The organism is Citrobacter sp. RHB35-C21 (assembly GCF_013816515.1).
In the GTDB taxonomy this organism is placed as follows: Bacteria; Pseudomonadota; Gammaproteobacteria; order Enterobacterales; family Enterobacteriaceae; genus Citrobacter; species Citrobacter braakii.
Window position 1 is genome coordinate 2,334,494 of record NZ_CP057147.1, and the last position, 23,137, is coordinate 2,357,630.

Annotated in this window: 21 protein-coding genes and 1 pseudogene; 10 read left to right on the top strand and 12 right to left on the bottom strand. The window is 50.5% G+C overall.

The window, feature by feature from the left end; translation table 11 throughout:
* The first annotated feature begins 21 nt into the window (after positions 1-21).
* Positions 22-939, top strand: a complete 918-nt coding sequence (locus tag HVZ39_RS11420) for a LysR family transcriptional regulator (RefSeq protein ID WP_181633607.1) — start codon at positions 22-24, stop codon at positions 937-939.
* Positions 940-1,024: 85 nt separating this feature from the next.
* Here the strand turns inward: HVZ39_RS11420 and minE are convergent, their stop codons facing one another.
* The 3 genes from minE to minC are packed head-to-tail and all read right to left on the bottom strand — an operon-like array spanning position 1,025 to position 2,838.
* Positions 1,025-1,291: a cell division topological specificity factor MinE gene (minE, locus tag HVZ39_RS11425; RefSeq protein ID WP_001185666.1), complete on the bottom strand. Its 267-nt coding sequence runs from the start codon at positions 1,289-1,291 to the stop codon at positions 1,025-1,027.
* Between the two features lie 3 nt (positions 1,292-1,294).
* Complete coding sequence (minD, locus tag HVZ39_RS11430) at positions 1,295-2,107, bottom strand: septum site-determining protein MinD (RefSeq protein ID WP_003020956.1); 813 nt, start codon at positions 2,105-2,107, stop codon at positions 1,295-1,297.
* A gap of 23 nt (positions 2,108-2,130) precedes the next feature.
* Positions 2,131-2,838, bottom strand: a complete 708-nt coding sequence (gene minC / locus HVZ39_RS11435) for a septum site-determining protein MinC (RefSeq protein ID WP_016153376.1) — start codon at positions 2,836-2,838, stop codon at positions 2,131-2,133.
* A gap of 126 nt (positions 2,839-2,964) precedes the next feature.
* Here minC and HVZ39_RS11440 point away from each other — a divergent pair, with 126 nt between their 5' ends.
* The 4 genes and pseudogenes from HVZ39_RS11440 (at position 2,965) to HVZ39_RS11455 (ending at position 5,888) form a co-directional block, all read left to right on the top strand.
* Complete coding sequence (locus HVZ39_RS11440) at positions 2,965-3,258, top strand: YcgL domain-containing protein (protein WP_016153375.1); 294 nt, start codon at positions 2,965-2,967, stop codon at positions 3,256-3,258.
* Between the two features lie 69 nt (positions 3,259-3,327).
* Positions 3,328-3,987, top strand: a complete 660-nt coding sequence (locus HVZ39_RS11445; protein WP_016156786.1) for a fumarylacetoacetate hydrolase family protein — start codon at positions 3,328-3,330, stop codon at positions 3,985-3,987.
* Between the two features lie 92 nt (positions 3,988-4,079).
* Positions 4,080-4,526: a YcgN family cysteine cluster protein gene (locus tag HVZ39_RS11450; RefSeq protein WP_016153373.1), complete on the top strand. Its 447-nt coding sequence runs from the start codon at positions 4,080-4,082 to the stop codon at positions 4,524-4,526.
* Positions 4,527-4,729: 203 nt separating this feature from the next.
* A pseudogene (locus tag HVZ39_RS11455) lies at positions 4,730-5,888 on the top strand (IS3 family transposase).
* A 42-nt stretch (positions 5,889-5,930) separates the two neighbouring features.
* On the opposite strand, the gene HVZ39_RS11460 reads toward HVZ39_RS11455, so the two are convergent.
* From HVZ39_RS11460 to nhaB, 4 genes are all read right to left on the bottom strand, one after another.
* Complete coding sequence (locus HVZ39_RS11460; protein WP_181633608.1) at positions 5,931-7,244, bottom strand: hypothetical protein; 1,314 nt, start codon at positions 7,242-7,244, stop codon at positions 5,931-5,933.
* Between the two features lie 629 nt (positions 7,245-7,873).
* Complete coding sequence (locus HVZ39_RS11465; RefSeq protein ID WP_181633609.1) at positions 7,874-8,215, bottom strand: DUF1971 domain-containing protein; 342 nt, start codon at positions 8,213-8,215, stop codon at positions 7,874-7,876.
* A gap of 110 nt (positions 8,216-8,325) precedes the next feature.
* Positions 8,326-8,856: a disulfide bond formation protein DsbB gene (gene dsbB, locus HVZ39_RS11470; RefSeq protein WP_003844060.1), complete on the bottom strand. Its 531-nt coding sequence runs from the start codon at positions 8,854-8,856 to the stop codon at positions 8,326-8,328.
* 141 nt (positions 8,857-8,997) lie between these two features.
* Positions 8,998-10,542, bottom strand: a complete 1,545-nt coding sequence (nhaB, locus tag HVZ39_RS11475; protein ID WP_029139569.1) for a Na(+)/H(+) antiporter NhaB — start codon at positions 10,540-10,542, stop codon at positions 8,998-9,000.
* 236 nt (positions 10,543-10,778) lie between these two features.
* Between nhaB and fadR the strand changes: the two genes are divergently transcribed.
* Complete coding sequence (gene fadR, locus HVZ39_RS11480; RefSeq protein WP_016153370.1) at positions 10,779-11,498, top strand: fatty acid metabolism transcriptional regulator FadR; 720 nt, start codon at positions 10,779-10,781, stop codon at positions 11,496-11,498.
* A gap of 75 nt (positions 11,499-11,573) precedes the next feature.
* On the opposite strand, the gene HVZ39_RS11485 is transcribed toward fadR, so the two are convergent.
* A complete protein-coding gene (locus tag HVZ39_RS11485; RefSeq protein WP_003833557.1) occupies positions 11,574-13,106 on the bottom strand; it encodes a SpoVR family protein in 1,533 nt (510 codons plus the stop codon).
* Between the two features lie 322 nt (positions 13,107-13,428).
* Between HVZ39_RS11485 and HVZ39_RS11490 the strand changes: the two genes are divergently transcribed.
* Entirely contained in the window at positions 13,429-14,727 is a 1,299-nt protein-coding gene (locus HVZ39_RS11490) for a D-amino acid dehydrogenase (RefSeq protein WP_016156783.1), read from the top strand.
* 12 nt (positions 14,728-14,739) lie between these two features.
* Entirely contained in the window at positions 14,740-15,810 is a 1,071-nt protein-coding gene (dadX, locus tag HVZ39_RS11495; RefSeq protein ID WP_046275018.1) for a catabolic alanine racemase DadX, read from the top strand.
* Positions 15,811-15,917: 107 nt separating this feature from the next.
* Here dadX and HVZ39_RS11500 read toward each other — a convergent pair whose 3' ends face one another.
* Together HVZ39_RS11500 and ldcA are read right to left on the bottom strand one after the other, a co-directional pair.
* Entirely contained in the window at positions 15,918-17,657 is a 1,740-nt protein-coding gene (locus tag HVZ39_RS11500; RefSeq protein WP_016153367.1) for a potassium/proton antiporter, read from the bottom strand.
* Between the two features lie 97 nt (positions 17,658-17,754).
* The gene (gene ldcA / locus HVZ39_RS11505) at positions 17,755-18,669 is read right to left on the bottom strand and encodes a muramoyltetrapeptide carboxypeptidase (RefSeq protein WP_181633610.1); all 915 of its coding nucleotides are present in this window, start codon (positions 18,667-18,669) and stop codon (positions 17,755-17,757) included.
* 98 nt (positions 18,670-18,767) lie between these two features.
* On the opposite strand from ldcA, the gene emtA reads away from it, so the two are divergent.
* A complete protein-coding gene (emtA, locus tag HVZ39_RS11510; protein ID WP_016153365.1) occupies positions 18,768-19,379 on the top strand; it encodes a membrane-bound lytic murein transglycosylase EmtA in 612 nt (203 codons plus the stop codon).
* Positions 19,380-19,390: 11 nt separating this feature from the next.
* Here emtA and ycgR read toward each other — a convergent pair whose 3' ends face one another.
* Positions 19,391-20,125 carry a flagellar brake protein YcgR gene (gene ycgR / locus HVZ39_RS11515; RefSeq protein WP_181633611.1) on the bottom strand — a complete coding sequence of 245 codons (735 nt, stop codon included), beginning with the start codon at positions 20,123-20,125 and terminating at the stop codon, positions 19,391-19,393.
* 200 nt (positions 20,126-20,325) lie between these two features.
* Between ycgR and HVZ39_RS11520 the strand changes: the two genes are divergently transcribed.
* Complete coding sequence (locus tag HVZ39_RS11520; RefSeq protein WP_181633692.1) at positions 20,326-20,580, top strand: GlsB/YeaQ/YmgE family stress response membrane protein; 255 nt, start codon at positions 20,326-20,328, stop codon at positions 20,578-20,580.
* Positions 20,581-21,147: 567 nt separating this feature from the next.
* Here the strand turns inward: HVZ39_RS11520 and HVZ39_RS11525 are convergent.
* Positions 21,148-23,118, bottom strand: coding sequence for a TonB-dependent receptor (locus HVZ39_RS11525; RefSeq protein ID WP_181633612.1), 1,971 nt, complete (start codon positions 23,116-23,118; stop codon positions 21,148-21,150).
* Between the last annotated feature and the right edge of the window lie 19 nt (positions 23,119-23,137).

The following is a 23,137-nucleotide window of genomic DNA, read 5'->3' on the forward strand; positions in this document are numbered from 1 at the left end:
GTGAAACATAAAACACAGATCATGAATAATCTGCCGCTGCTAAATGATTTACGCGTCTTTATGCTGGTTGCCCGTCGGGCAGGATTTGCCGCCGTTGCCGAGGAACTGGGTGTATCACCGGCTTTTATCAGTAAGCGAGTAGCCCTGCTGGAGCAGACACTGAACGTGGTGCTGCTGCACCGGACAACGCGGCGTGTAACCATCACGGAAGAGGGGGAGCGGATCTACGAATGGGCGCAGCGGATCCTGCAGGATGTCGGTCAGATGATGGACGAGTTGTCGGATGCCAGGCAGATCCCGCAGGGGATGCTACGCATTATTAGTAGCTTTGGTTTTGGCCGTCGGGTGGTGGCTCCGGCGCTGTCTGCGCTGGCAAAAGCGTACCCGCAGTTAGAACTGAGGTTCGATGTTGAAGACCGCCTGGTGGATATGGTGAATGAGGGCGTCGATCTTGATATTCGTATCGGGGATGATATCGCGCCGAACCTGATTGCCCGCAAGCTGGCGACTAACTACCGTATTCTGTGCGCCTCGCCGGAATTTGTGGCGCAGCACGGGACGCCGAAGCAACTCAACGATCTCTCCACTTTTCCTTGTCTGGTTATCAAAGAGCGCGACCATCCGTTTGGCATCTGGCAAATGCGTAATAAAGAGGGCGCTCACTCAATTAAAGTTACGGGGCCTCTGTCGTCTAATCATGGCGAAGTGGTACATCAGTGGTGTCTTGATGGGCAGGGAATTGCCCTGCGTTCGTGGTGGGACGTTTGCGACAACATTGCCGGTGGACATCTGGTACACGTATTACCCGAGTATTATCAACCAGCAAATATATGGGCGGTTTATGTTTCTCGGCTGGCGACGTCGGCAAAAATCCGTATTACGGTTGAGTATTTGCGCCGCTATTTTGCCGAAAACTATCCAAAGTTTACTTTGGAATAAATCCGCAACAGCTGGCAAGAAACTGAAAATAAAAAAGGCAGAATAATCTGCCTTTTTTGCAACTATAACTCACTGAGCAAAGCCGTTATTTAGACTCTTCAGCTTCAGGTAATGTCACGTTAAGTTCGAGGATAGAAATATCGCCGTCTTTTTGTTCAAGCTGTACGGTGACCATTTCGGGATCAATTTGTACATACTTGCAGATAACCTCGAGAATATCTTTCCTCAGTTGCGGTAAATAATGTGGCTCGGCGTCACTACGACGACGTTCCGCAACAATAATCTGCAGTCGCTCTTTAGCGATGTTCGCTGTGCTCTTTTTCCGCGAGAGAAAAAAATCCAGTAATGCCATAACTTATCCTCCGAACAGGCGTTTGAGGAAACCTTTCTTCTCTTCTTCAATGAAGCGGAAAGGACGTTCTTCTCCCAACAGACGGTCTACGGTATCAGCATAGGCTTTACCGGCATCAGCATTGATGTCGAGAATAACCGGCTCACCCTGGTTAGACGCGCGCAGGACTGACTGATCTTCAGGAATCACGCCAACCAGCTTGATTCGCAGAATTTCCAGTACGTCTTCCATGCTCAGCATGTCACCTTTATTTACGCGGCCAGGGTTGTAGCGCGTCAGCAACAAATGCTCTTTAATCGGATCTTCACCGTTTTCCGCACGACGAGATTTCGACGCCAGAATACCCAGAATACGGTCAGAGTCACGTACAGAGGAGACTTCCGGGTTAGTGGTGATAATCGCTTCATCGGCAAAATACAGGGCCATCAGCGCGCCGGTTTCAATACCCGCCGGGGAGTCGCAGACGATGAAATCGAATTCCATCGTTTTCAGGTCGTCCAGAACTTTCGCGACGCCTTCACGCGTCAGCGCGTCTTTATCGCGAGTCTGTGATGCCGGAAGAATAAAGAGATTTTCGGTACGCTTATCTTTGATTAACGCCTGATTTAACGACGCATCGCCCTGAATAACGTTGACGAAGTCGTAAACGACACGGCGTTCACAACCCATAATCAGATCGAGGTTACGCAGGCCGATATCAAAATCAATAACGACAGTTTTCTTTCCCTTCTGGGCCAAACCTGTAGCGATGGCCGCGCTGGAGGTAGTTTTGCCAACGCCCCCTTTACCCGAAGTAACAACAATAATGCGTGCCATAGAAATTCCTTGTTAAAAAGGGATCAATTCAACGGTTGAACTGTCAAAGCGTTCTCTGCTAATTGCAGACGGGCCGCTTTGCCATAAAATTCTGCTGGGATTTTATCACTCAGCCAATAAACACCTGCGATAGACACCAGTTCTGCCGTCAGATGGGTACAAAAAATTTGCGCTTCACGATCGCCGCTTGCACCTGCCAGTGCACGGCCTCTCATCATTCCATAAACATGAATATTGCCATCAGCGATAAGCTCTGCGCCCGCACTGACGTGGCTTGTAACAATCAGATCACATTGTGGAGCATAAATGCGCTGACCGGAACGAACCGGCACATTTATTAATCGTGTTTTTGTGATGGGAGTAACGTTTTGCGGCGGAGCGACGGGAGCCGGGACCTCAACAGGCGCAGGACGAATAGCTTTTTCTTTACCTTCAGTCAGTAAAGGAAGACCCATTTCGTCGATTTCTGCCTTTAGTCTGGCGTCTTTGCATCCGCTAACGCCAATAATGCGCAATCCGGTAGACGCGACAACTTTCTGCAGCGCTGACCAGTTTACTGGGCTTTCAAGACCACTCACGTTAACCACCACGGGAGCATGTTTTAAAAAAGCCGGTGCCTGCGCGATTTTGTCTTCCAACGCCTGACGAATAACCTCGGGTTCTGCTTCATGTAAATGAACCACTGATAAGGTGAAGCTACTGCCTTTAAGCTCGATTGGCGTGTTTGACATCCTGGCCTTACTCAATTTGCTATTTATCATCCCCAGCGCGGGGTGATATTCCGAAGACTATAAGGCATGTTATAGTCAGTATTATATTGAGGCAAGCCACCATTCCGTGAATTCAGAGTAAAAGATATGTTTTGTGTGATCTACCGAAGCAGCAAACGTGACCAGACCTATTTATATGTCGAAAAAAAAGACGATTTCTCGCGCGTACCTGAAGAACTGATGAGAGGATTTGGTCAGCCGACGCTGGCAATGATGTTACCGCTTGATGGGCGAAAAAAATTAGTTAATGCCGATCTTGAAAAAGTAAAACAGGCCCTGACCGAGCAGGGCTATTATTTACAAATACCCCCGCCGCCAGAAGATTTACTTAAACAGCATCTGGCAGCGGCAAAACAAAATACACCAGACGCTAAACGTTAAACTGCATCCGGCAGCAGCACGTTCCATCGATGCAGTACCTGAAATCTATGACTACGTTAGGGGAAAGTAATGTATCAACATCACAACTGGCATGGTGCTCTGCTGGATTATCCGGTGAGTAAGGTGGTTTGCGTAGGGAGTAACTATGCTAACCATATTAAAGAGATGGGCGGAACCACCCCGGAAGAACCGGTTCTGTTTATTAAACCGGAAACCGCCCTGTGCGATTTGCGCCAGCCGCTGGTGATCCCATCTGATATGGGGTCTGTCCACCATGAAGTTGAGCTGGCTGTGCTGATTGGCGCGACCCTGCGGCAAGCGACAGAAGATCATGTGCGTAAAGCCATCGCCGGTTATGGTGTCGCGCTGGATCTGACCCTGCGCGATATTCAGGGCAAAATGAAGAAGGCGGGGCAGCCATGGGAAAAAGCGAAGGGTTTTGATAACTCTTGCCCGCTGTCTGGATTTATTCCGGTGGCGGAATTTAATGGCGATCCGCAGGATACGATGCTTGGATTAACGGTCAACGGTGAAACTCGCCAGCACGGCTCCACGGCGGACATGATCCATCACATCGTTCCCTTGATTGCTTATATGAGCCGTTTCTTTACCCTCAAAGCGGGCGATGTGGTGTTAACGGGAACGCCAGCAGGCGTGGGACCTTTAAGCAGCGGCGACGAACTGGCCATCAGTTTTCACGGTCAAACGCTAACAACCCGCGTGCTGTAATCTCTGCTTGCCGCCTTTTCTGGCGGCAAAACTTGCATCAGCGTGCCAGACTGGTTATAAGGTGCAGCTTTATTGCAATAGCGGAAACCCTGATGAGCGACATACCTTTCTGGCAAAGTAAAACCCTTGATGAAATGACCGATGCCGAGTGGGAGTCATTATGTGACGGGTGCGGTCAATGCTGCCTGCATAAGCTGATGGATGAAGACACTGACGAAATCTACTTTACCAACGTCGCCTGTCGTCAGCTCAACATTAAAACCTGCCAGTGTCGTAATTACGAACGTCGATTCGAGTACGAGCCTGACTGCATCAAACTGACGCGTGATAATCTGCCGACTTTTGAATGGTTGCCGATGACCTGCGCCTATCGTCTGCTCGCAGAAGGAAAAGGGCTACCGGAGTGGCACCCGTTGCTGACAGGATCAAAAGCGGCGATGCACGGTGAACGTATCTCAGTTCGTCATATTGCGGTGAAAGAATCGGAAGTGCGTGACTGGCAGGATCATATCCTGAACAAACCTTCATGGGCGGACTAACTACATGAGTTTAAATGGTTTTGTTTCTTCTCGTTTTGAGCATGTGGCATCTGTGGGGCATTACCTCCAAAATTAGCGTCCAATATTGCCAGTTGGTTGTCATTGTGTCTGAAATCCATTTGCCAGAAACGCTGAAACCATCTGGGCAGATAACGCATCCTGAGTAACGTTGTCATGTTCATGACTTAGTTCCGAAGAACGTGATGATGATGGAATTCAAATGCACCCAACGTGATTATCCTCTATTCTTTAAAATAGCCGTTGTTGAGCTGGGTGAAAAAGGTGAGATGAACTATAAACAGGCCCTGCATTTGTATGGTATTCGGGGGCGATTCACCATTCTAGTCTTGCTGCGTAAATATGGCCGACCTGAAAGGAGCTCCGGACTTCCTGTCCTGGTTAAGAGGAAATTGCCTGGGGCTCAAACAACTTAGAAGAACAGCTTAGCTGGCGAACCAGAAAGCTGATTTTTTTAGTCGATTATGAACGTCTTGGAAAATAATTACGGGGTGAGTGTCGTAAAAAAGCGGTCTGGCAAGTCTTCACGCAAAGTCTCTCCCCAAAATAACCGTTATTAGTACATATCCTTTCATGGGGTACAGCAAATAGGGTTGGTATCAGTTCAACGCAAGGTCAATAAACGGCAGTAGCATCATGCTCTGTTACTTGACTTTGTAGCCGGCCGCTGGTGTCGTTAGCTCCGAATCGGTACGCATAAGCTGCACTGCTCAAAAGCCAGATCGATAAATGCTGAATATCGGGCGGGAGCGTCTGTTTTACCTACAGGAAAATATAGGCTCTTGGTACCAGCGATACGGGCATATCAAAAAAAAACCAACAATCATCACCGCTTTTACCTGCATTCGAATCAGCTAAAACCCGGTCCTGAACAGGTTACCACCCTTGGGTCAGAGCAGGTCTGAGTTGCCAATATTACTTACCTTCCACTGCACAGTTGCTCGCCATATCTGAGTCTGGCCAAGGGTTCCTTCTTTAGAAAAATCATGGATTCCCACGCAGGGAAACCTGCAGACTGAAAATGTGGTAAAAGCGTTCAGAAAATCTGGGGCGGAGAAACGACAGGTCCCTGTCATATCGCGCAGACAGAGGGCTGCAATACTGTTCAGCGCTCAATCAGTCTGCTCATGAGATAAACGGAATAAACTATCCAACGACCGATAGGTATGACGGCTACCAGATGCGGAGACTCAGCGAATAAGCGGGATCCTGAAAAATGAGTTTTTACTCTCGCGTCCTGCAGACCTGGCGCAACCCCGAAAAATAATAAAAATCCGTGGCAATTTATAATCTCGAGTGGTCGCACTTGGCCCTGAAATAAAAACGCCCGATGATGTTCATTAGGCGTTATTAATATAAATAAATATCAATTTCTATCAGGGGAAATCATTTTACACATCCAAGATTTTTTATGTTTTCAGATGGAACTCTAATGTACCAGTCTGGAGACGGTAGTATTTGGATCCTGCTAAATCCATTACCTTCGTCTTTAGCATTGCAAAGAGCATTGGTATAGATATAATCTAATGCAATTCTTTGCTTGTCCTGAGAGCTTTCAAACATTATATGGATACCAGAAGCATAGACGATCATCATCACCAGCACACTCGTATATTTCACGATTGATTTTTTGAATTGTCCGAAGCAAATCACCATCAATGTAGAAGAGATAATATTAATCCCCATAAAGTAGCGATCTGGATATGTTGCACCATATCCGGTAAGCAGACCAGTGATTCCAGAACGCCCGGCAGCTGTTGCTGCATCATATATAACAAGCATAGCTGCAAACATAAGTATCGCGATTTTACTTCTTTTTTCAGCTTTGAAGAACGACAATACAACAACAGTTGCGTATACCATAGTTAAAATGATGGATGAAGCGTTACTCATCTTACTGTAAAACGGGAATATAAATGGGTAAAGTAAGGATCTGGCTGTCACCATTTCTATCAAATGAATAACATTGTACTCACCAATTACTCCCCCGCTACCATTCATTCTGGGTACAATTATCATGAACAATACCAGAAGAGCTATTAGTAGTGGAAAAAAACTAATGATTAAACGCTTCTTATTTTCAGTGCTTAAAAAACTTATGATAAAATAAATTCCGGTGACAGCAAAACATACAGGATTAGTCGCCGCCATCAAAAAAATAAGAACGTCACAAATAATTATTTTTCTCACTGAGCTAATATCATCTCGGTAAAGATGTGAGCAGAGCGACAGGACTGGCATGTAAAATCCTATCTGAACCAGTGTTCCAATCGATTCGGCCTGAGAATAACCTAGCGGTATAAAAATTGACATGCCATAGGCGAGGAAAGCCATCATCTTTCCAGCAAATCTATTTACGGTCAGAAATATAATTACTGAAGATAATGAGTAGAACGAGTAGGATAGAAAAGAGATAAAAAATGGTAGTAGTAATAGAGGACTTCCGCTAAATATAAGACTTAACAGAGAAGCACACCATAGAAATAATATATTGAAGAAAACAAAATAATCTGGCCTTGCATGAATGAAAGTGTCTAACCATCCGTTCGATAAAGCACGTCCAATCCATACACCATCTTCTGCATAGATTGTTGGAGTGATTACTGGTTGTGGAAACCTTGCAAAGAATACAATAATACCAATTACAAAGATTATCGCTATAACCTTTGCATTGGAATAGCTTTTGATACCAACTTCCATCTATGATTCTTCCATATATGATAGCAATCGATGCGATTAAGCATCGTAAGATTTCAGAATTACGAACATACAGATCGCAAAGGAGGATATTACTCCATTTGCAAATGCAACAACAGATTTGGTTGTTTTTATGCCATAATGACATGAATTAAGTAACTCAAACATGAAAGATACCTCATCCTGTAAATAATCAGTAAAAAGTTATTACCTATACTAATGGGAAGCCTCTTAAAGATCCATCACGAACGATATACATGATGGCCACTCCGGAGGAATTTTTTGCTGTGCTTAATCCATGTATCACACATGGCTTGAAGGCTAGCGCTTTCTTGACCACCATCAGATAGTAACTCATCAGAGCTTGATCTGCTCTTAGCGCAGGGAAAGAGAGTTATGAAGTTAAAGATAAAACCAACTAAGTGGAGGGAGTCTGTAGGGGCATGGATGGGGCAAAAAATTAGCACAAAACAACTCAAAAACCTCTAAGGTGGTGATTCGTCTTGCGCTAACACTCTGCTTTATGACTGCTTTCGGTTCACTTCGACGCACAATAATTTAATAGTGCCACCTATCCTGAACAAACCTTCATGGGCGGACTGACCCGCCCATCGATTAGCAGGCGTTAAGGGTTAAGACTTTTTCGCCTGATACATTTCATCGGAGTGGTTGTCATCTTCCACCCAGAAGTTAATGTTGAATTGCGCCTCGTCGCTTAATTCAACGCGATGCCAGTACTGCGGTGGGCTGGTCGCGAACTGACCGGCATTAATCACCACTTTCACTTCAGGTTCTTTTGCGTCTTCATTGGCAAAGCCATAATACGTTACCGTACCTTCCATTACGCAGAGCTGTCCAAACACGCCTGCTGCGGTGTTATGGTGAGAAAGAAGTGCTGCCGGGACGTTGTCTTTGGTAAAGAAGGGAGTAGAGCGTTTTACTTTCCAGTTTGCCGGGATGCGTAAATGGGACATCAGACATCTCCTTGGTGTGGCATCTATAAGATGCATTTAATATACATCTTATAGATGCCAGCAGGCAATGAATTTAAGGCAAAAAAAACGCTCCCGAAGGAGCGTCTCTGTTAGCGACCGAAGAGGTCACGTTTTTTCGGTTTAAACGGCTGTGCTATGACTACCAGCACGGCGACCACCAGGTAAGCGGCGAAGATCCCCAACAGCCACTGTGGCATTTCCAGGGTTAAAAAAGACCACTGGCGTTCAGCACAGTCACCGGATGCTAAAAACACCTGCGGCAGCCATTTGTCCAGCGGCAGCCAGCTCGGGAAGCGTGCGGCAAAATCACAGGTCATAAACGGTGATGGGTGCAACTGAATCATGGTGTGCTCATACGCTAACTGCAGTCCGCGCCAGGCACTGTAAATCCAGATAATCATCGCCACATAGCGCAGCGGCGTTTTTGGTGCGATAGCCCCCACCAGCCCCGCGCCCATCACGCCAAATAATGCGCTACGTTCGTAAATACACAACACGCAAGGTTTTAGCAGCATGACGTGCTGGAACCACAGCGCGACAAGCTCCAGCGCAAAGGCGGTTAACGCCAACAATAACCATGCACCACGACCTCGGGAGCACTGGTTTAAAAATCGCAACATAATAATTTCCCTGCAACATGCGTAGAGAGCGCAGTTTAAACCAATTCAATTTATGCGCCACTAGCAGGAATTGAAAATTTGAGTAATCGGATAATTATCATGCAAAAAGTCAAACCGGGCAGTGATTTACCCGGTAAATTGTTATGAAAGTGTAGCTAACCAGCCCGCTTGGGTCATCCACTCAGTCACCGGAACAAGCGTGAACTCGACGCAAAGCAGACCAACCAGCGTCAGGACGAGAGTATAAGGCAGAGCCATCCACACCATGCGACCATAAGAGAGTCGAATCAATGGTGCCAGCGCGGAGGTCAGCAGGAACAGGAATGCCGCCTGGCCGTTTGGCGTAGCAACGGAAGGCAGGTTAGTCCCGGTATTGATCGCCACCGCTAACAGCTCAAATTGGTTAAGGCTGATGGTCCCATGTTCCAACGCGGCTTTGGCTTCGTTAATGTAAATGGTGCCGACAAACACGTTATCCGAGATTGAAGACAGCAGGCCGTTAAAGAGATAGAACAGCGTCAGTTGAGCATGTTCAGAGGACTGCAAAACAAACTGAATAATCGGTGAAAAGAGCTGTTGATCGATAATCACCGCAACGATAGAGAAGAACACGGTCAGCAGGGCGGTGAAAGGCAGCGACTCGGTAAACGCTTTACCAATCGCGTGTTCGTCAGTAACGCCGGTCAACGACGTGGCCAGGATAATGACGGACAGACCGATTAATCCGACTTCCGCCAGATGCAGGGCCAGGGCAACCACCAGCCAGATACCGATAATCGCCTGGACAATCAGTTTGATTTTTTCCTGACGAGTACGCTGCTGTCGGCTTTGGTCGTCAAACTGTTGCAGGACATCGCGGACGGTCTCCGGCAGCGTTTCGCCATAGCCAAACCAGCGCAATTTCTCAACCAGCATGCAGGTTAACAGGCCGCAAATCAGCACCGGGACGGTGACCGGCGACATGCGCAGGAAAAAGTCACCAAAATGCCAGCCAGCCGCTTTGGCGATAATCAGGTTTTGCGGTTCGCCGACCATAGTCATTACGCCGCCTAACGCCGTACCGACACCCGCATGCATCATCAGGCTGCGTAGAAAACCACGGAACTGCTCCAGTACGACCTTATTGTGCTGATCGATATGGCTGTCATCGAGCATATTGTTGTCTTCCGTGCGGGAAGAGGCGAAGCGATGGTAGATACCATAAAAACCAACTGCTACGCTGATTACCACGGCAACGACGGTCAGCGCATCCAGGAATGCAGAAAGGAAGGCTGCGGCAACGCAAAATGCCAGCGACAGCAGCATCTTGGAGCGAATCGTAAGCAGTAGGCGGGTGAAAATAAACAGCAGCAACTGCTTCATAAAGTAGATGCCAGCCACCATAAACATCAGCAGCAACAGCACCTCAAGGTTAGCGGCAACCTCTTCACGCACATGTGTGGCGCTGGTCATGCCGATGATGACCGCCTCGATGGCTAGCAGCCCGCCTGGTAGCAGCGGGTAACATTTTAACGCCATCGCCAGCGTAAAAATGAACTCGGCTACCAACAGCCAGCCCGCAATAAAGGGATTGATGAAAAATATAACCGGGTTAACGACTAAGAAAACGAGTAGTGCAAGTTTGTACCAGTCAGGTGATTGACCTAAAAAATTGCGCCACATAGCGCGGCCCCATGATAGCTCCATGGTGATTTCCCTACCTTTAAAAATGAAATCATGTTTTTATGTTTGACCGCAAAGCTTAGCGGGAGGAGGGAGTACAGGCAAGCTATTCACGCGACGGACAAGGCTGGCTGTGCTTCAGCGTAATCTGGAAAATGAAGCCTTGATCCACTTTTTCTTCATTGCGTCAGCTATCAGCCATGTAGCCCGTCTGGTATGATAACTGTAACTATGTTTTGCTGTGTAATGGAATTATCACTATGGTCATTAAGGCGCAAAGCCCGGCTGGGTTCGCGGAAGAGTACATCATTGAAAGTATCTGGAATAACCGCTTCCCACCTGGCACTATTTTGCCTGCTGAACGTGAACTCTCTGAACTGATTGGAGTGACACGTACCACGTTACGCGAGGTATTACAGCGTCTGGCGCGGGACGGCTGGTTGACCATTCAACACGGCAAGCCGACGAAGGTGAATAACTTCTGGGAAACCTCCGGGCTAAATATCCTTGAAACGCTGGCGCGTCTCGATCACGAGAGCGTGCCGCAGCTTATTGATAATCTGCTGTCCGTGCGTACCAACATCTCGACGATCTTTGTTCGTACCGCGTTTCGCCAGCATCCTGATAAAGCGCAGGAGGTTCTGGCAACGGCAAATCAGGTGGCCGACCATGCTGATGCGTTCGCCGATCTGGACTATAACATTTTCCGCGGTCTGGCATTTGCCTCTGGCAATCCGATTTACGGTTTGATCCTCAATGGAATGAAGGGATTATATACCCGCATTGGTCGCCATTATTTCGCCAATCCGGAAGCCCGCGCGCTGGCGCTGAGCTTTTACCGTAAGCTGTCAGAACTTTGTGATCAGGGTGCTCATGAGCAGGTATATGAAACGGTGCGTCGCTATGGTCACGACAGCGGCGAGATTTGGCATCGTATGCAGAAAAACCTGCCGGGCGATTTAGCTATTCAGGGGCGCTAATCGCAGCTTATCCGGCCTACGAAATGCATTGTAGGCCGGATAAGACGTTTTCGCGTCGCCATCCGGCAATAAGATTTACAGACCGTTCATCCTCGGCGGACAACGCTCCAGCAGTTCCACACTGCCGTCTTCGTTCTGCTGCTCCAGCATCACGTCAAAACCCCAGAGCCGGTGCACATGTTTGAGCACCTCTTTGCGTCCTTTATCCAGCGGAGCGCGGTTATGCGGAATATAGCGCAAGGTGAGCGAGCGGTCGCCGCGCAGATCGACATTCCAGATTTGAATATTCGGCTCAAGGTTGCTCAGGTTATATTGCGACGACAGCCTGTTGCGGATCTCACGATATCCTTCCTCGTTGTGAATCGCGGAAATCTCCAGATAATTATGACGATCGTCATCCAGCACGGTGAACAGGCGGAAATCACGCATAACCTTCGGTGACAGGAACTGGCTGATAAAGCTCTCATCTTTGAAATCGCGCATCGCGAAATGCAGGGTTTCCAGCCAGTCAGAACCCGCTATATCCGGGAACCAGTATTTGTCCTCTTCGGTAGGCGACTGACAAATTCGTTTAATATCCTGGAACATGGCAAAACCCAGAGCATAGGGGTTTATGCCGCTATACCACGGGCTGTTGTACGGCGGCTGGAATACCACGTTGGTATGGCTATGTAAAAACTCCAGCATAAACCGTTCGGTGACTTTACCTTCGTCATAAAGGTGATTAAGGATGGTGTAATGCCAGAAAGTGGCCCACCCTTCGTTCATCACCTGGGTCTGTTTCTGCGGATAAAAATACTGGCTGACCTTGCGCACAATGCGCAGCACTTCGCGTTGCCAGGATTCCAGCAGCGGGGCGTTCTTCTCCATGAAATACAGCAGATTCTCCTGCGGTTCAGAAGGATAACGTCGGGCTTCCGCAACGGTTTTCTCTTCCTCTTTCTTCGGCAGCGTACGCCACAACATATTGACCTGGCTTTGCAGATACTCTTCACGGCTTTTCTGTCGGGCTTTCTCTTCCTGTAGGGAGATTTTTTGCGGGCGTTTGTAACGATCCACGCCGTAGTTCATCAGCGCGTGACAGGAGTCGAGGAGCTTTTCGACTTCATCCACGCCGTAACGCTCTTCACACTGGGTAATATAGTTTCGCGCGAAGATCAGGTAATCAACGATGGAGCTGGCATCCGTCCAGCTACGGAACAAATAGTTGTTTTTAAAGAAGGAGTTATGTCCGTAGCAGGCATGCGCCATCACCAACGCCTGCATGGTGATGGTGTTCTCCTCCATCAGATACGCGATACACGGATTGGAGTTGATAACAATCTCATAGGCCAGCCCCTGCTGACCATGCTTATACAAACGCTCGGTTTCAATAAATTTTTTACCAAACGACCAGTGCGGATAGTTGATTGGCATCCCGACGCTGGAGTAAGCGTCCATCATTTGTTCGGAGGTGATCACCTCGATTTGGTGCGGGTAGGTATCCAGTCTGTAGAGTTTCGCCACGCGGTCTATTTCCGCCAGATAGACATCCAGCAGATCAAACGTCCAGTCGGGTCCATCGCTTAACCGTGTGCTGTCCTTGTTCATGGAATCAATCGTAGCCATTCGCGCACCCTCATTGTTGGCGGCACTCTCTGTCTGGAGTACCTCATTTCAAGCATAGATCATGGTGTTAAAAAACGTGCTGCGGCTGAATTTTTTTCTTTGCGATTTCTTGTTAGCGAGGCGTCGAAAAACGGTATGGCCGCAAAATTTTATGCTGGATAAAAATAACGCACAGCAGGAGATACCAAAGCAGGGAGTTCCCCGCCATCACCGCCATATGTGAGATAAGTCACCATAAAAAAGCCATATGTTGAATAATATTTTCAACTGAGTTATCAAGATGTAATTAGATGATTGTTCTTTTACTGTTAACGGAGTGGCTATGCGAGTTGTCATACTGGGAAGTGGTGTCGTCGGCGTGACCAGCGCCTGGTACTTAAGTCAGGCTGGACACGAAGTCACCGTCATTGATCGTGAACCCGGTCCGGCACTGGAAACCAGTGCGGCGAACGCGGGGCAAATCTCTCCAGGTTATGCAGCACCCTGGGCGGCGCCAGGCGTCCCGCTTAAAGCAATTAAATGGATGTTTCAGCGCCATGCGCCGCTGGCCGTTCGCCTCGACGGGACGCAGTTCCAGTTGAAATGGATGTGGCAGATGCTACGCAACTGCGACACCAGCCATTACATGGAAAACAAGGGCCGGATGGTGCGACTGGCGGAATACAGCCGTGATTGCCTGAAAGCGCTACGCGCCTCTACCGGTATCGAATACGAAGGACGCCAGGGCGGAACGTTGCAACTGTTCCGTACCGCTCAACAGTATGAGAACGCGACCCGCGACATCGCCGTCCTCGAAGACGCCGGCGTGCCGTATCAGCTCCTGGAAGCAAGCCGTCTGGCGGAAGTTGAACCGGCGCTGGCGGAAGTGGCACACAAGCTGACCGGCGGTCTGCGTTTACCGAATGACGAAACCGGTGACTGCCAGCTGTTTACCCAGCGTCTGGCGCTGATGGCGGAGCAGGCGGGTGTGAAATTTCGCTTTAATACTCCGGTCGATAAGCTGTTGAGCGATGGTGAGCAGATTTATGGCGTTCAGTGTGGCGAGGAGATAGTCAAAGCCGATGCCTATGTAATGGCGTTCGGCTCGTACTCTACGGCGATGCTAAAAGGGATCGTTGATATTCCGGTCTATCCGCTCAAAGGCTATTCATTGACCATTCCGGTGGCGCAAGATGACGGCGCGCCGGTTTCAACGATCCTTGATGAAACCTACAAAATCGCCATTACCCGCTTTGATAACCGTATTCGCGTTGGCGGCATGGCGGAGATTGTCGGCTTCAATACGGAATTGCTGCAACCCCGTCGTGAGACGCTGGAGATGGTCGTCCGCGATCTCTTCCCACGCGGTGGGCATGTGGAGCAGGCAACCTTCTGGACCGGGCTGCGTCCGATGACGCCGGACGGTACGCCAGTGATCGGGCGAACGCGCTTTAAGAATCTACTGCTTAATACCGGCCACGGCACGCTGGGCTGGACCATGGCCTGCGGTTCGGGTCAGTTGCTGAGCGACATTCTGTCAGGCCGCACACCAGCCATTCCTTACGACGATCTGAGCGTGGCGCGTTACAGCCCGGGGTTTACCCCATCTCGTCCACGGCATTTACATGGCGCACATAACTGATAAGGACGTGAGATGACTCGCCCGATACTGGCCAGCATTGACCTGCAGGCGTTGAAACAAAACCTGACCATTACCCGCCAGGCCGCGCCGGACGCCCGCGTCTGGTCGGTGGTGAAAGCCAATGCATACGGACACGGCATTGAACGTGTCTGGAATGCGCTGGGCACAACCGACGGTTTTGCCATGCTCAATCTTGAAGAAGCGATAACCCTGCGTGAGCGCGGGTGGAAAGGCCCGATACTCATGCTGGAGGGATTTTTCCACGCCGAAGACCTGATGGTGTATGACAAATATCGTCTGACCACCTGTGTACACAGTAACTGGCAATTAAAAGCGCTGCAGAATGCGCGCCTCAACGCGCCGCTGGATGTTTACCTGAAGGTGAACAGCGGCATGAACCGACTGGGTTTCTTACCGGAAAGAGTATCAACGGTCTGGCAACAACTGCGGGCAATGCCCAACGTCGGTGAAATGACGCTGATGTCCCACTTTGCAGATGCGGAGCACCCGGAAGGTATTCAGGACGCCATGGCGCGGATTGCACAGGCGACAGAAGGGCTGGAGTGCAGACGGTCGCTGTCCAATTCGGCCGCCACACTGTGGCACCCTGAAGCACATTATGACTGGGTGCGCCCGGGCATTATTTTGTATGGCGCGTCACCTTCGGGACAGTGGCGGGACATCGCCAATACCGGCCTGAAACCGGTCATGACCCTGAGCAGCGAGATAATCGGCATACAGACGCTGAAAGCTGGAGATCGGGTGGGCTACGGGGGACGCTATACCGCCAGCGGCGAGCAGCGTATTGGCATTGTGGCGACCGGGTATGCAGACGGTTATCCGCGCCATGCGCCAAGCGGAACGCCGGTGCTGGTGGACGGCGTACGCACTACAACGGTGGGGACGGTCTCAATGGATATGCTGGCGGTAGATCTGACACCGTGTCCGCAAGCGGGGATCGGGACGCCGGTAGAGCTGTGGGGCAAAGAGATTAAAATTGACGATGTGGCCAGCGCAGCGGGTACGGTGGGCTACGAGTTGATGTGTTCTCTGGCGCTGCGCGTGCCGGTTGTGACGGTGTAACGTATCTGAAGCCGGATGTCGACGCTGATGCGTTTCATCCGGCTACACCGTTTATGCGACGCAGAGCGCAAACCGGGCAAAGCGCTGCCGCCGCCCGGCAAAAAGCATCAACGCGCCTCATCCTCATCTTCAGCAACGCGAACACCGACCTTCAGCACCGCATTATCTTCTTTCTCAGCAACCGTCCAGATCATGCCAGCAAATTCAACCTGGTCACCGACGACCGGCGCGGCGCCAAGCAGATGCTGGACAATTTCACCCAGCGTTTGCTGTTTATCACGATACTCTGTGCCATCTTCCAGGCCATATATCAGTGCCACATCGGCATATTTTGCGCTGGCCTCGAGAATAAAATCACCGAAGAAGCGCTGGTCTAACGATACCGGCGGCGACTGGCTAAACAGCTTGCCGAGAGCAGGGAGATCGCGCTCGCGGCCAATGACGCACAGAACATCGCCTTCACGCAGCCGCGTACTGCCGGATGGGTGAAACAGCACGTTGTCACGAAACAGGGCGGCAATTCGCGTCTCTTCCGGCATATGCAAGTCGCGCAGTGCGGCTCCTACACACCACTTATCCGCGCTGAGCTGATAAACAAACTGCTCCCAGGGGTTTTCCGGATGAATATCCAGACCAATGCGCGAAACGGGCCAGCCGACGGGAGGAACCACCACTTTGGCTTTTTTGGCGGCCCAGGAAAGCGACGTTCCCTGAAACAGCAGCGAGATCAGAACCACGAAGAACGCGACGTTAAAGAACAGGCGCGCATTCTCCAGACCCGCCATCATTGGGAACACGGCGAGGATGATGGGGACTGCACCGCGCAGGCCCACCCAACTGATGAAAATGCGCTCGCGCAGATTGAAGCCACGAAACGGCAACAGTCCGGCGAAGACCGACAGCGGACGGGCAATGAATATCATCCATGCAGACAAAATCAGCGCAGGGATCGCGATAGGCAGCAGGTCGGACGGCGTAACCAGCAGTCCCAGCACCAGGAACATGGCGATTTGCGCCAGCCATGCCAGACCGTCGAAGTTTTGCAGAATGCCAAATCGGTTGCGGATGGGGCGATTACCCAGCAGGAAACCACACAGATAGACCGCCAGAATACCGCTGCCTTCCAGTGCAGTGGTCAGGGCAAAAATCAGGATCCCACCGCTTAAGGCCAGTAGCGGATAAAGCCCGGCAGGCAGTGAAATGCGGTTAATCATTTGCTGAAGCAGGTAGCCCCCACCGAGACCCAGTATGATCCCTAAGCCGAACTGCTGGATAATATGCACCGCAAACATCCAGCTTAATCCAGTCTCGTGATTTTGAATCATGGCGATAAGCGTGATGGTTAAAAACACCGCCATCGGGTCATTACTCCCGGATTCAATTTCCAGCGTAGAGCCAACACGTTCGTTAAGCCCCTTGCCGCCGAGCAGGGAAAAAACCGCCGCGGCATCGGTTGAACCGACAATCGCGCCAATCAGGAGTCCTTCAATAAGATCCAGATGAAACAGCCACGCGGCCATCATGCCGGTGAGTCCGGAGGTAATCAGCACCCCGACGGTCGCCAGCGACAGCGCCGGGCCTAACGCGACACGAAATGAGCTGGCCTGGGTGCGCATCCCGCCGTCGAGCAGGATAACCGCCAGCGCCAGGTTACTCACCATATAGGCGAAAGGGTAGTTATCGAAAGGAATACCGCCCACGCCGTCGACTCCCGCTAACATACCGATAGCGAGAAATATCACCAGAATAGGGATACCAAGACGTGATGAGAATGAACTGAGTAAGATACTGCAGGTGACGAGTACGGAACCCAAAATAAAAAGGCTAATTATTGCTGCGGCATCCAACGTTCGGTTACTCCTGAATTACGCTGTTTCGTATTTATAAACCCTAACATAATAACGACAGAAACAGCGTTTTACTTAGCCCTGTTAACCGCTTTTTTTACGATTTAAGTACCGGATGCCCACTTAAGGTGAGCTGAGCGCCGTTTTTATCATTTTTCAGTACCGCTCTTGCCCCCAACGGCAAGGTGACGGTGCGTTGTTCATGACCAAAATCGAGGCCGTCGATCACCGGAACCGATAACCTGGCGCGTAGAAAATCACAAACTGAGTCAAGACTGTAACCCGCGTCGTAATCATTAGGTGCGCTGCCGCTAAAACTGCCGAGGATAATGGCGTTTTGTCGGGCCAGTATTCCTGCGTGATACAGTTGCAGCAGCATGCGTTCAATGCGAAAAGGATGCTCGTTAATGTCTTCCAGCACCAAAATGCCGTTTTCGATAGCGGGCATCCACGGCGTGCCCATCAGAGAAATGAGCATCGCCAGATTTCCGCCCCATAGCGTACCTTCGGTCGCACATGCCGGACCGTTACCTTGCCACTCGAGGGTAAATTGGGCATTGCGAACAGCCCGCCAGAAATGGTGCTCGGTAAATGCGTTCATCTCCTCGGCACCAAAGTTAGCCGCCAGCATCGGGCCGCTGAAGCTAATCACATTCCCCTGCGCCAGCAGACCACACTGGATCGCGGTAAAATCGCTGTGTCCGCACAGCAGCAGTGGGTTGTGTTGCTGACGGTTCGCCAGCGCCTGCCAGTCAATATCTGCCAGTAAACGGCTCGCGCCATAGCCGCCGCGTACTGCCATCACAATGGTATCGGGCGTGTTCAGATTTACGAGCGCGTTCACATCAGCAAGCCGTTCTGCTTCTGTACCCGCAAAACGCTGGCAACGGCGCGCAATGACCGCTGAATTGTCGACCTGATGACCGGCCTCAGTAAGACGCGCCAGCCCGCGTAAGGCAGCCTGCTGGTTGATACAGTAGCCCGACGGGGCAATTAAGTGAAACCGGGACATGGCATTTCCTTGCTACAACTAAAACCAAATGTATATCATGCCGCGTAGGTATGTCGTTGTCACCTCAGCGACAGGTTCCGGCTATAAGGATAGATGACGTGAAATTGAGATGGTTTGCTTTTTTGGTTGTATTACTTGCGGGCTGTAGTTCAAAACAGGATTACAAAAATCCGCCGTGGAATGCTGAAGTTCCGGTTAAACGCGCAATGCAATGGATGCCGATCAGCGAAAAAGCCGGTGCGGCCTGGGGTGTCAGTCCACAATTGATTACCGCGATCATCGCCATTGAATCAGGTGGAAACCCGAATGCGGTCAGTAAGTCTAATGCGATTGGCCTGATGCAGTTAAAAGCCTCGACGTCAGGGCGTGATGTTTATCGTCGCATGGGGTGGAGTGGCGAGCCGTCAACCAGCGAGCTGAAAAATCCTGAGCGCAATATCTCGATGGGGGCCGCATACCTGAGCATTCTTGAGACCGGGCCGCTGGCCGGGATCGAAGATCCGCAGGTGATGCAATATGCGCTGGTGGTATCGTACGCCAACGGTGCGGGCGCGCTGCTGCGAACGTTCTCCTCCGACAGGAAAAAAGCCATTAATAAGATAAACGATCTCAGCCCGGATGAATTTATTGAACATGTTGCGGATAATCATCCGGCGCCGCAGGCTCCGCGCTATATCTGGAAGCTTCAACAAGCGCTGGATGTGATGTAATTCAGGTGATGCTAATCGCGCACCTTATTCGACTTTACACGGGCCTCGCGCTCGAGGGAAAAAATAATCCGCTGTAGGTTACGCTCCACCGCCGGGCCGACGTTGAGAAAACGAAAGCTCAGGCGGGGAGTGGTAATTGTTTCGTTTTTCCCGTCGATAACTTTGCGTTCGCTAATGGAAATTAGCTGGGCGTCCACCTGATACACTCCCCATTGCTCCATGTTCAGTTCAACCTGTGAAAAGCGCATGCCTTCTACCAGTCCCTCTGGTTTTGCTATTTCTAACAGCCCGCCCATACCGCCAAGAGACAAATCGAATAAGCGAAAACACAGCGTGCTGTTATCCGGCATTTTTACCGTGCAGCGATAGGGGGGATGCAGTGGAGCACCGATACGGAAATATTCCCGACGCTGGACGAACCACAGAGATGGCGGCAATGATGAGATAAATGCGGGTAGCCGCTGGTATTCGCCTTTTTTCAGCTGTGGCAGGGTGAACTCCACTTTGGCTCCCTGCGTTTCGGCGATAATCGTAATTTGATTGGCTCGCTGCACGGCCTGGTTTTCATATTCCTGACTACCAAAATCCATGATCAGTTCGTCCGGGCTGACCGCCAGTATTTTGCTGATGAACTGGCCACCTGACCAGGAGATACGCAGCGGAACCTGCTGCGAATTTAAGTCCCGGAGTACGCCTAACACCGCTAACGGATTTTGCTTCAGGAACTGCTCATTGTAGTTACTCACACCTAATGACTCCTGGATGCCTGGTTTATCGTTGGATTATCGGCATCAATCAACGGAACTTAATACAAATGGATGAAATTTTTTACCAAACCCAATGAATTAAGTCTGAGGGAAAAAGCACGTAGCGATGGCTTGCCTATACTTAACGTGCTGGCGCAAGAATGTCTTGCGCGTGCGTTCACTGGAAAGAGGGCCTGGAAATGGGAATTATTACCTGGATTATTTTTGGTCTGATTGCGGGGGTTATCGCCAAACTGATTATGCCGGGGTGCGATGGCGGTGGATTTATCCTGACCTGCATTCTCGGTATTATCGGTGCTGTGGTCGGTGGATGGCTGGCTACGATGTTCGGTATCGGCGGCGATATCAGCGGGTTTAATCTCCACAGCTTCCTGGTGGCCGTGGTCGGCGCGATTGTTGTGCTGGGTGTCTTTCGGCTTGTACGACGAGATTAATCGAACGGCCCCTGACGGGGTAATGCTTGTCAGGTAACGATGAATGGCCGTAGCGACAACGGAGAGTGGCACATTCGGAGGTAACGAATCTGTTGCCTCCGGTGTATTGCTACGTTCACCTCAGTGGCATCACTTCTCTGAGGCAATACGATCTGTGAACGTGTTAAGGGTACTATCGCCGTACCCTTAACAATCCCGGCTCCCGGCGGGAAAATTGCCGCTCCGCGGTCCCCTCCGTTTATTCCTCCAGGCTACCGGGCCGGGCGCGAGGTAGCCTCCCTGCAAAACGCGCCCTGAACCCGCATCCCTGCGGGTTCTCCCGGCCTTACGGAAACACGTCGGCAATTTTCAGCCGGACCAGCCCACACCTGACCACCTGCGTTTTTTATCTGAACAGCAAAACAGAGTTAACTGGAAGTCAGTGCACCGTGCACGTTCACGGGTATCAGCGCTTCAGAAAAGTGATACTACTGAGGTGAACGGAACCCTGAGCCGAAATCACATGTTCTCCATAATGCTTAACTGACTTGTATATTCGAATTGGGGCCGTTTTTCTGCATTGTTAAGTCAGAACTGATACTCAATGCCCGCCCAGTAATTACGCCCCTCTTCAATAAATCCTTCACTGTAAACGTACTGCGTATCGAACAGGTTATTGACCGAAGCGTTAACGCTAAACCCGTGACCAATGGCGTAATCAGCGCGCAAATGGGTAATGGCGAAACCAGCGGCTTTCTGCGAGCCGTCGGTATTGCTATAGCTCGACGAACGGGCCTCTTCGGACAGCGTAATGCTGAGTGGCTCCCACGGTTTCAGCGTCATCCAGGCGGTCAGGGTTTGCGTCGGCAGATCGGTAATCTTACCGATATCGCTGCGTTTGGCGTCCGCATGAATAAGGCCGTAGCTCAGCCCGACGTCCAGCATATCAAAAACTTTACCTTTAACGCCTGCACCCAGGCCGGTGTAATCCACCCGACCACTGTTCTGATTCTGGATGGTATCGGCATCAATATTGTGCGAAAGAATCGCGTCGCTGATGCGGTTGTAATACACGCTGGCTTCGAATCCCCAGTTCGGGCTAAGTGAACCATTCCATGTCAGGTCCACGCTGCGGGCGCGCTCCGGTTTAAGCTGTGGATTGACCAGGGCCACCTGGTTATAGGCCGGTTTCGAGGTCGTGTAGCGTTCTTTTAACGTTGGGAAACGCGTTCTGTCAGAGTAAGACAGCGCTAATGTGTCTGAATTTTCAAAGTGGTATTTGGTCATCACCTGCCAGTTAAAGGCCGACTGATTGTTGTCATCGTAGTGCGTGACGCTGCCGTTTTTCTCGTGCTTCATACCTTCCAGACTGTCTCGCCAGTCATAGCTTATTCCCGCCACCACATCGACATTATCCGCCGCAGCCCACTGGTATTCACTGGCTACGGACCAGGTGCGGTCTTCGTAGCGGTCGTAAGCCGCATTCGGTGCGCCTTTCTCGCGGTGAACATCGTCCTTCCAGTTCACGGCGAAAGAGAGCAGATCGTTTTCTCGCATATCCGCAGCGAGCTGCAGGCCAGCCCCATCGCTATAGTCCGAATAATGGCTGTAGCTGCCTTTCTTATTTTTCAGGTCGGCCAGCGAGTTGTACATCATCAACGTATTTTCAAAGGTGTCGCGATACAGACGGCTTTTCAGGGTAAAACGGTCGCCCAAATGCGTGGTTCCCTGATAGTAATAGCTCTCTTTATCGTATTGTGGCCATTGCCAATAGCGTGATTTCTGGCTGCTGGTTCCGGCGTACGGTGGATTATCTTTTTCACCGTCCTGATTTATATAGGTCAGCACATATTCATCATCTCCACGAGGGGTAAAGCCCAGCTTCACGATGCCACGCTTGTCATCAGCGGAAGAGTTGATCATCTTGCCGTGACTGCCTGCAACCGGGTTGTCCACGCCATGCGGTAACCCAAGAAAATCCTGCTTCAACTGACTGCCGCTGAGCTGGATATAGCCGAGATCGTTACTGGCGCCAAATGAAGCGTGCATATCGTGGGCGTTGTCTTTGCTGCGGCTCCAGCCCTGGCGATAGCCAATGCTGCCTTCAAGCGGTTTGGTCGGTTTTTTTGTAGTGATATTGATGGCACCGCCCATCTGGTTTGGCCCCTGCAACAGAGACGAGTAGCCTTTGGAGACTTCAACCGAAGCGATATCGGATGTCAGAAAACGGCCTAAATCGAGGTTGCCGTCATAGGGGATGTACACCGGCACGCCGTCGAAAAAGACGGGAACCTGACGGCTGTCAAATCCGCGCACTTTTACCTGTTGCTCGTTGCGGTTGCCTGACTTTTGCAGCACGACGCCGGGGACGACGCTCAGCGCCTGCGCCACGTTCTGTTTATCCAGCTGTTGTATCGTTTCCTGGCCGAGAACCGTGGTGGTTGCCGCGGAGACCGGACTAGACCAGACGGTCATGGTTTCGCTTTCCTGCCCAGCAAAAGCACTGTGCGCGAAAGCAAACGACAGGGCTGTGTAAAGACAACTTTTGTTGAAATTCATTATTTTTAGTCCATTTTTT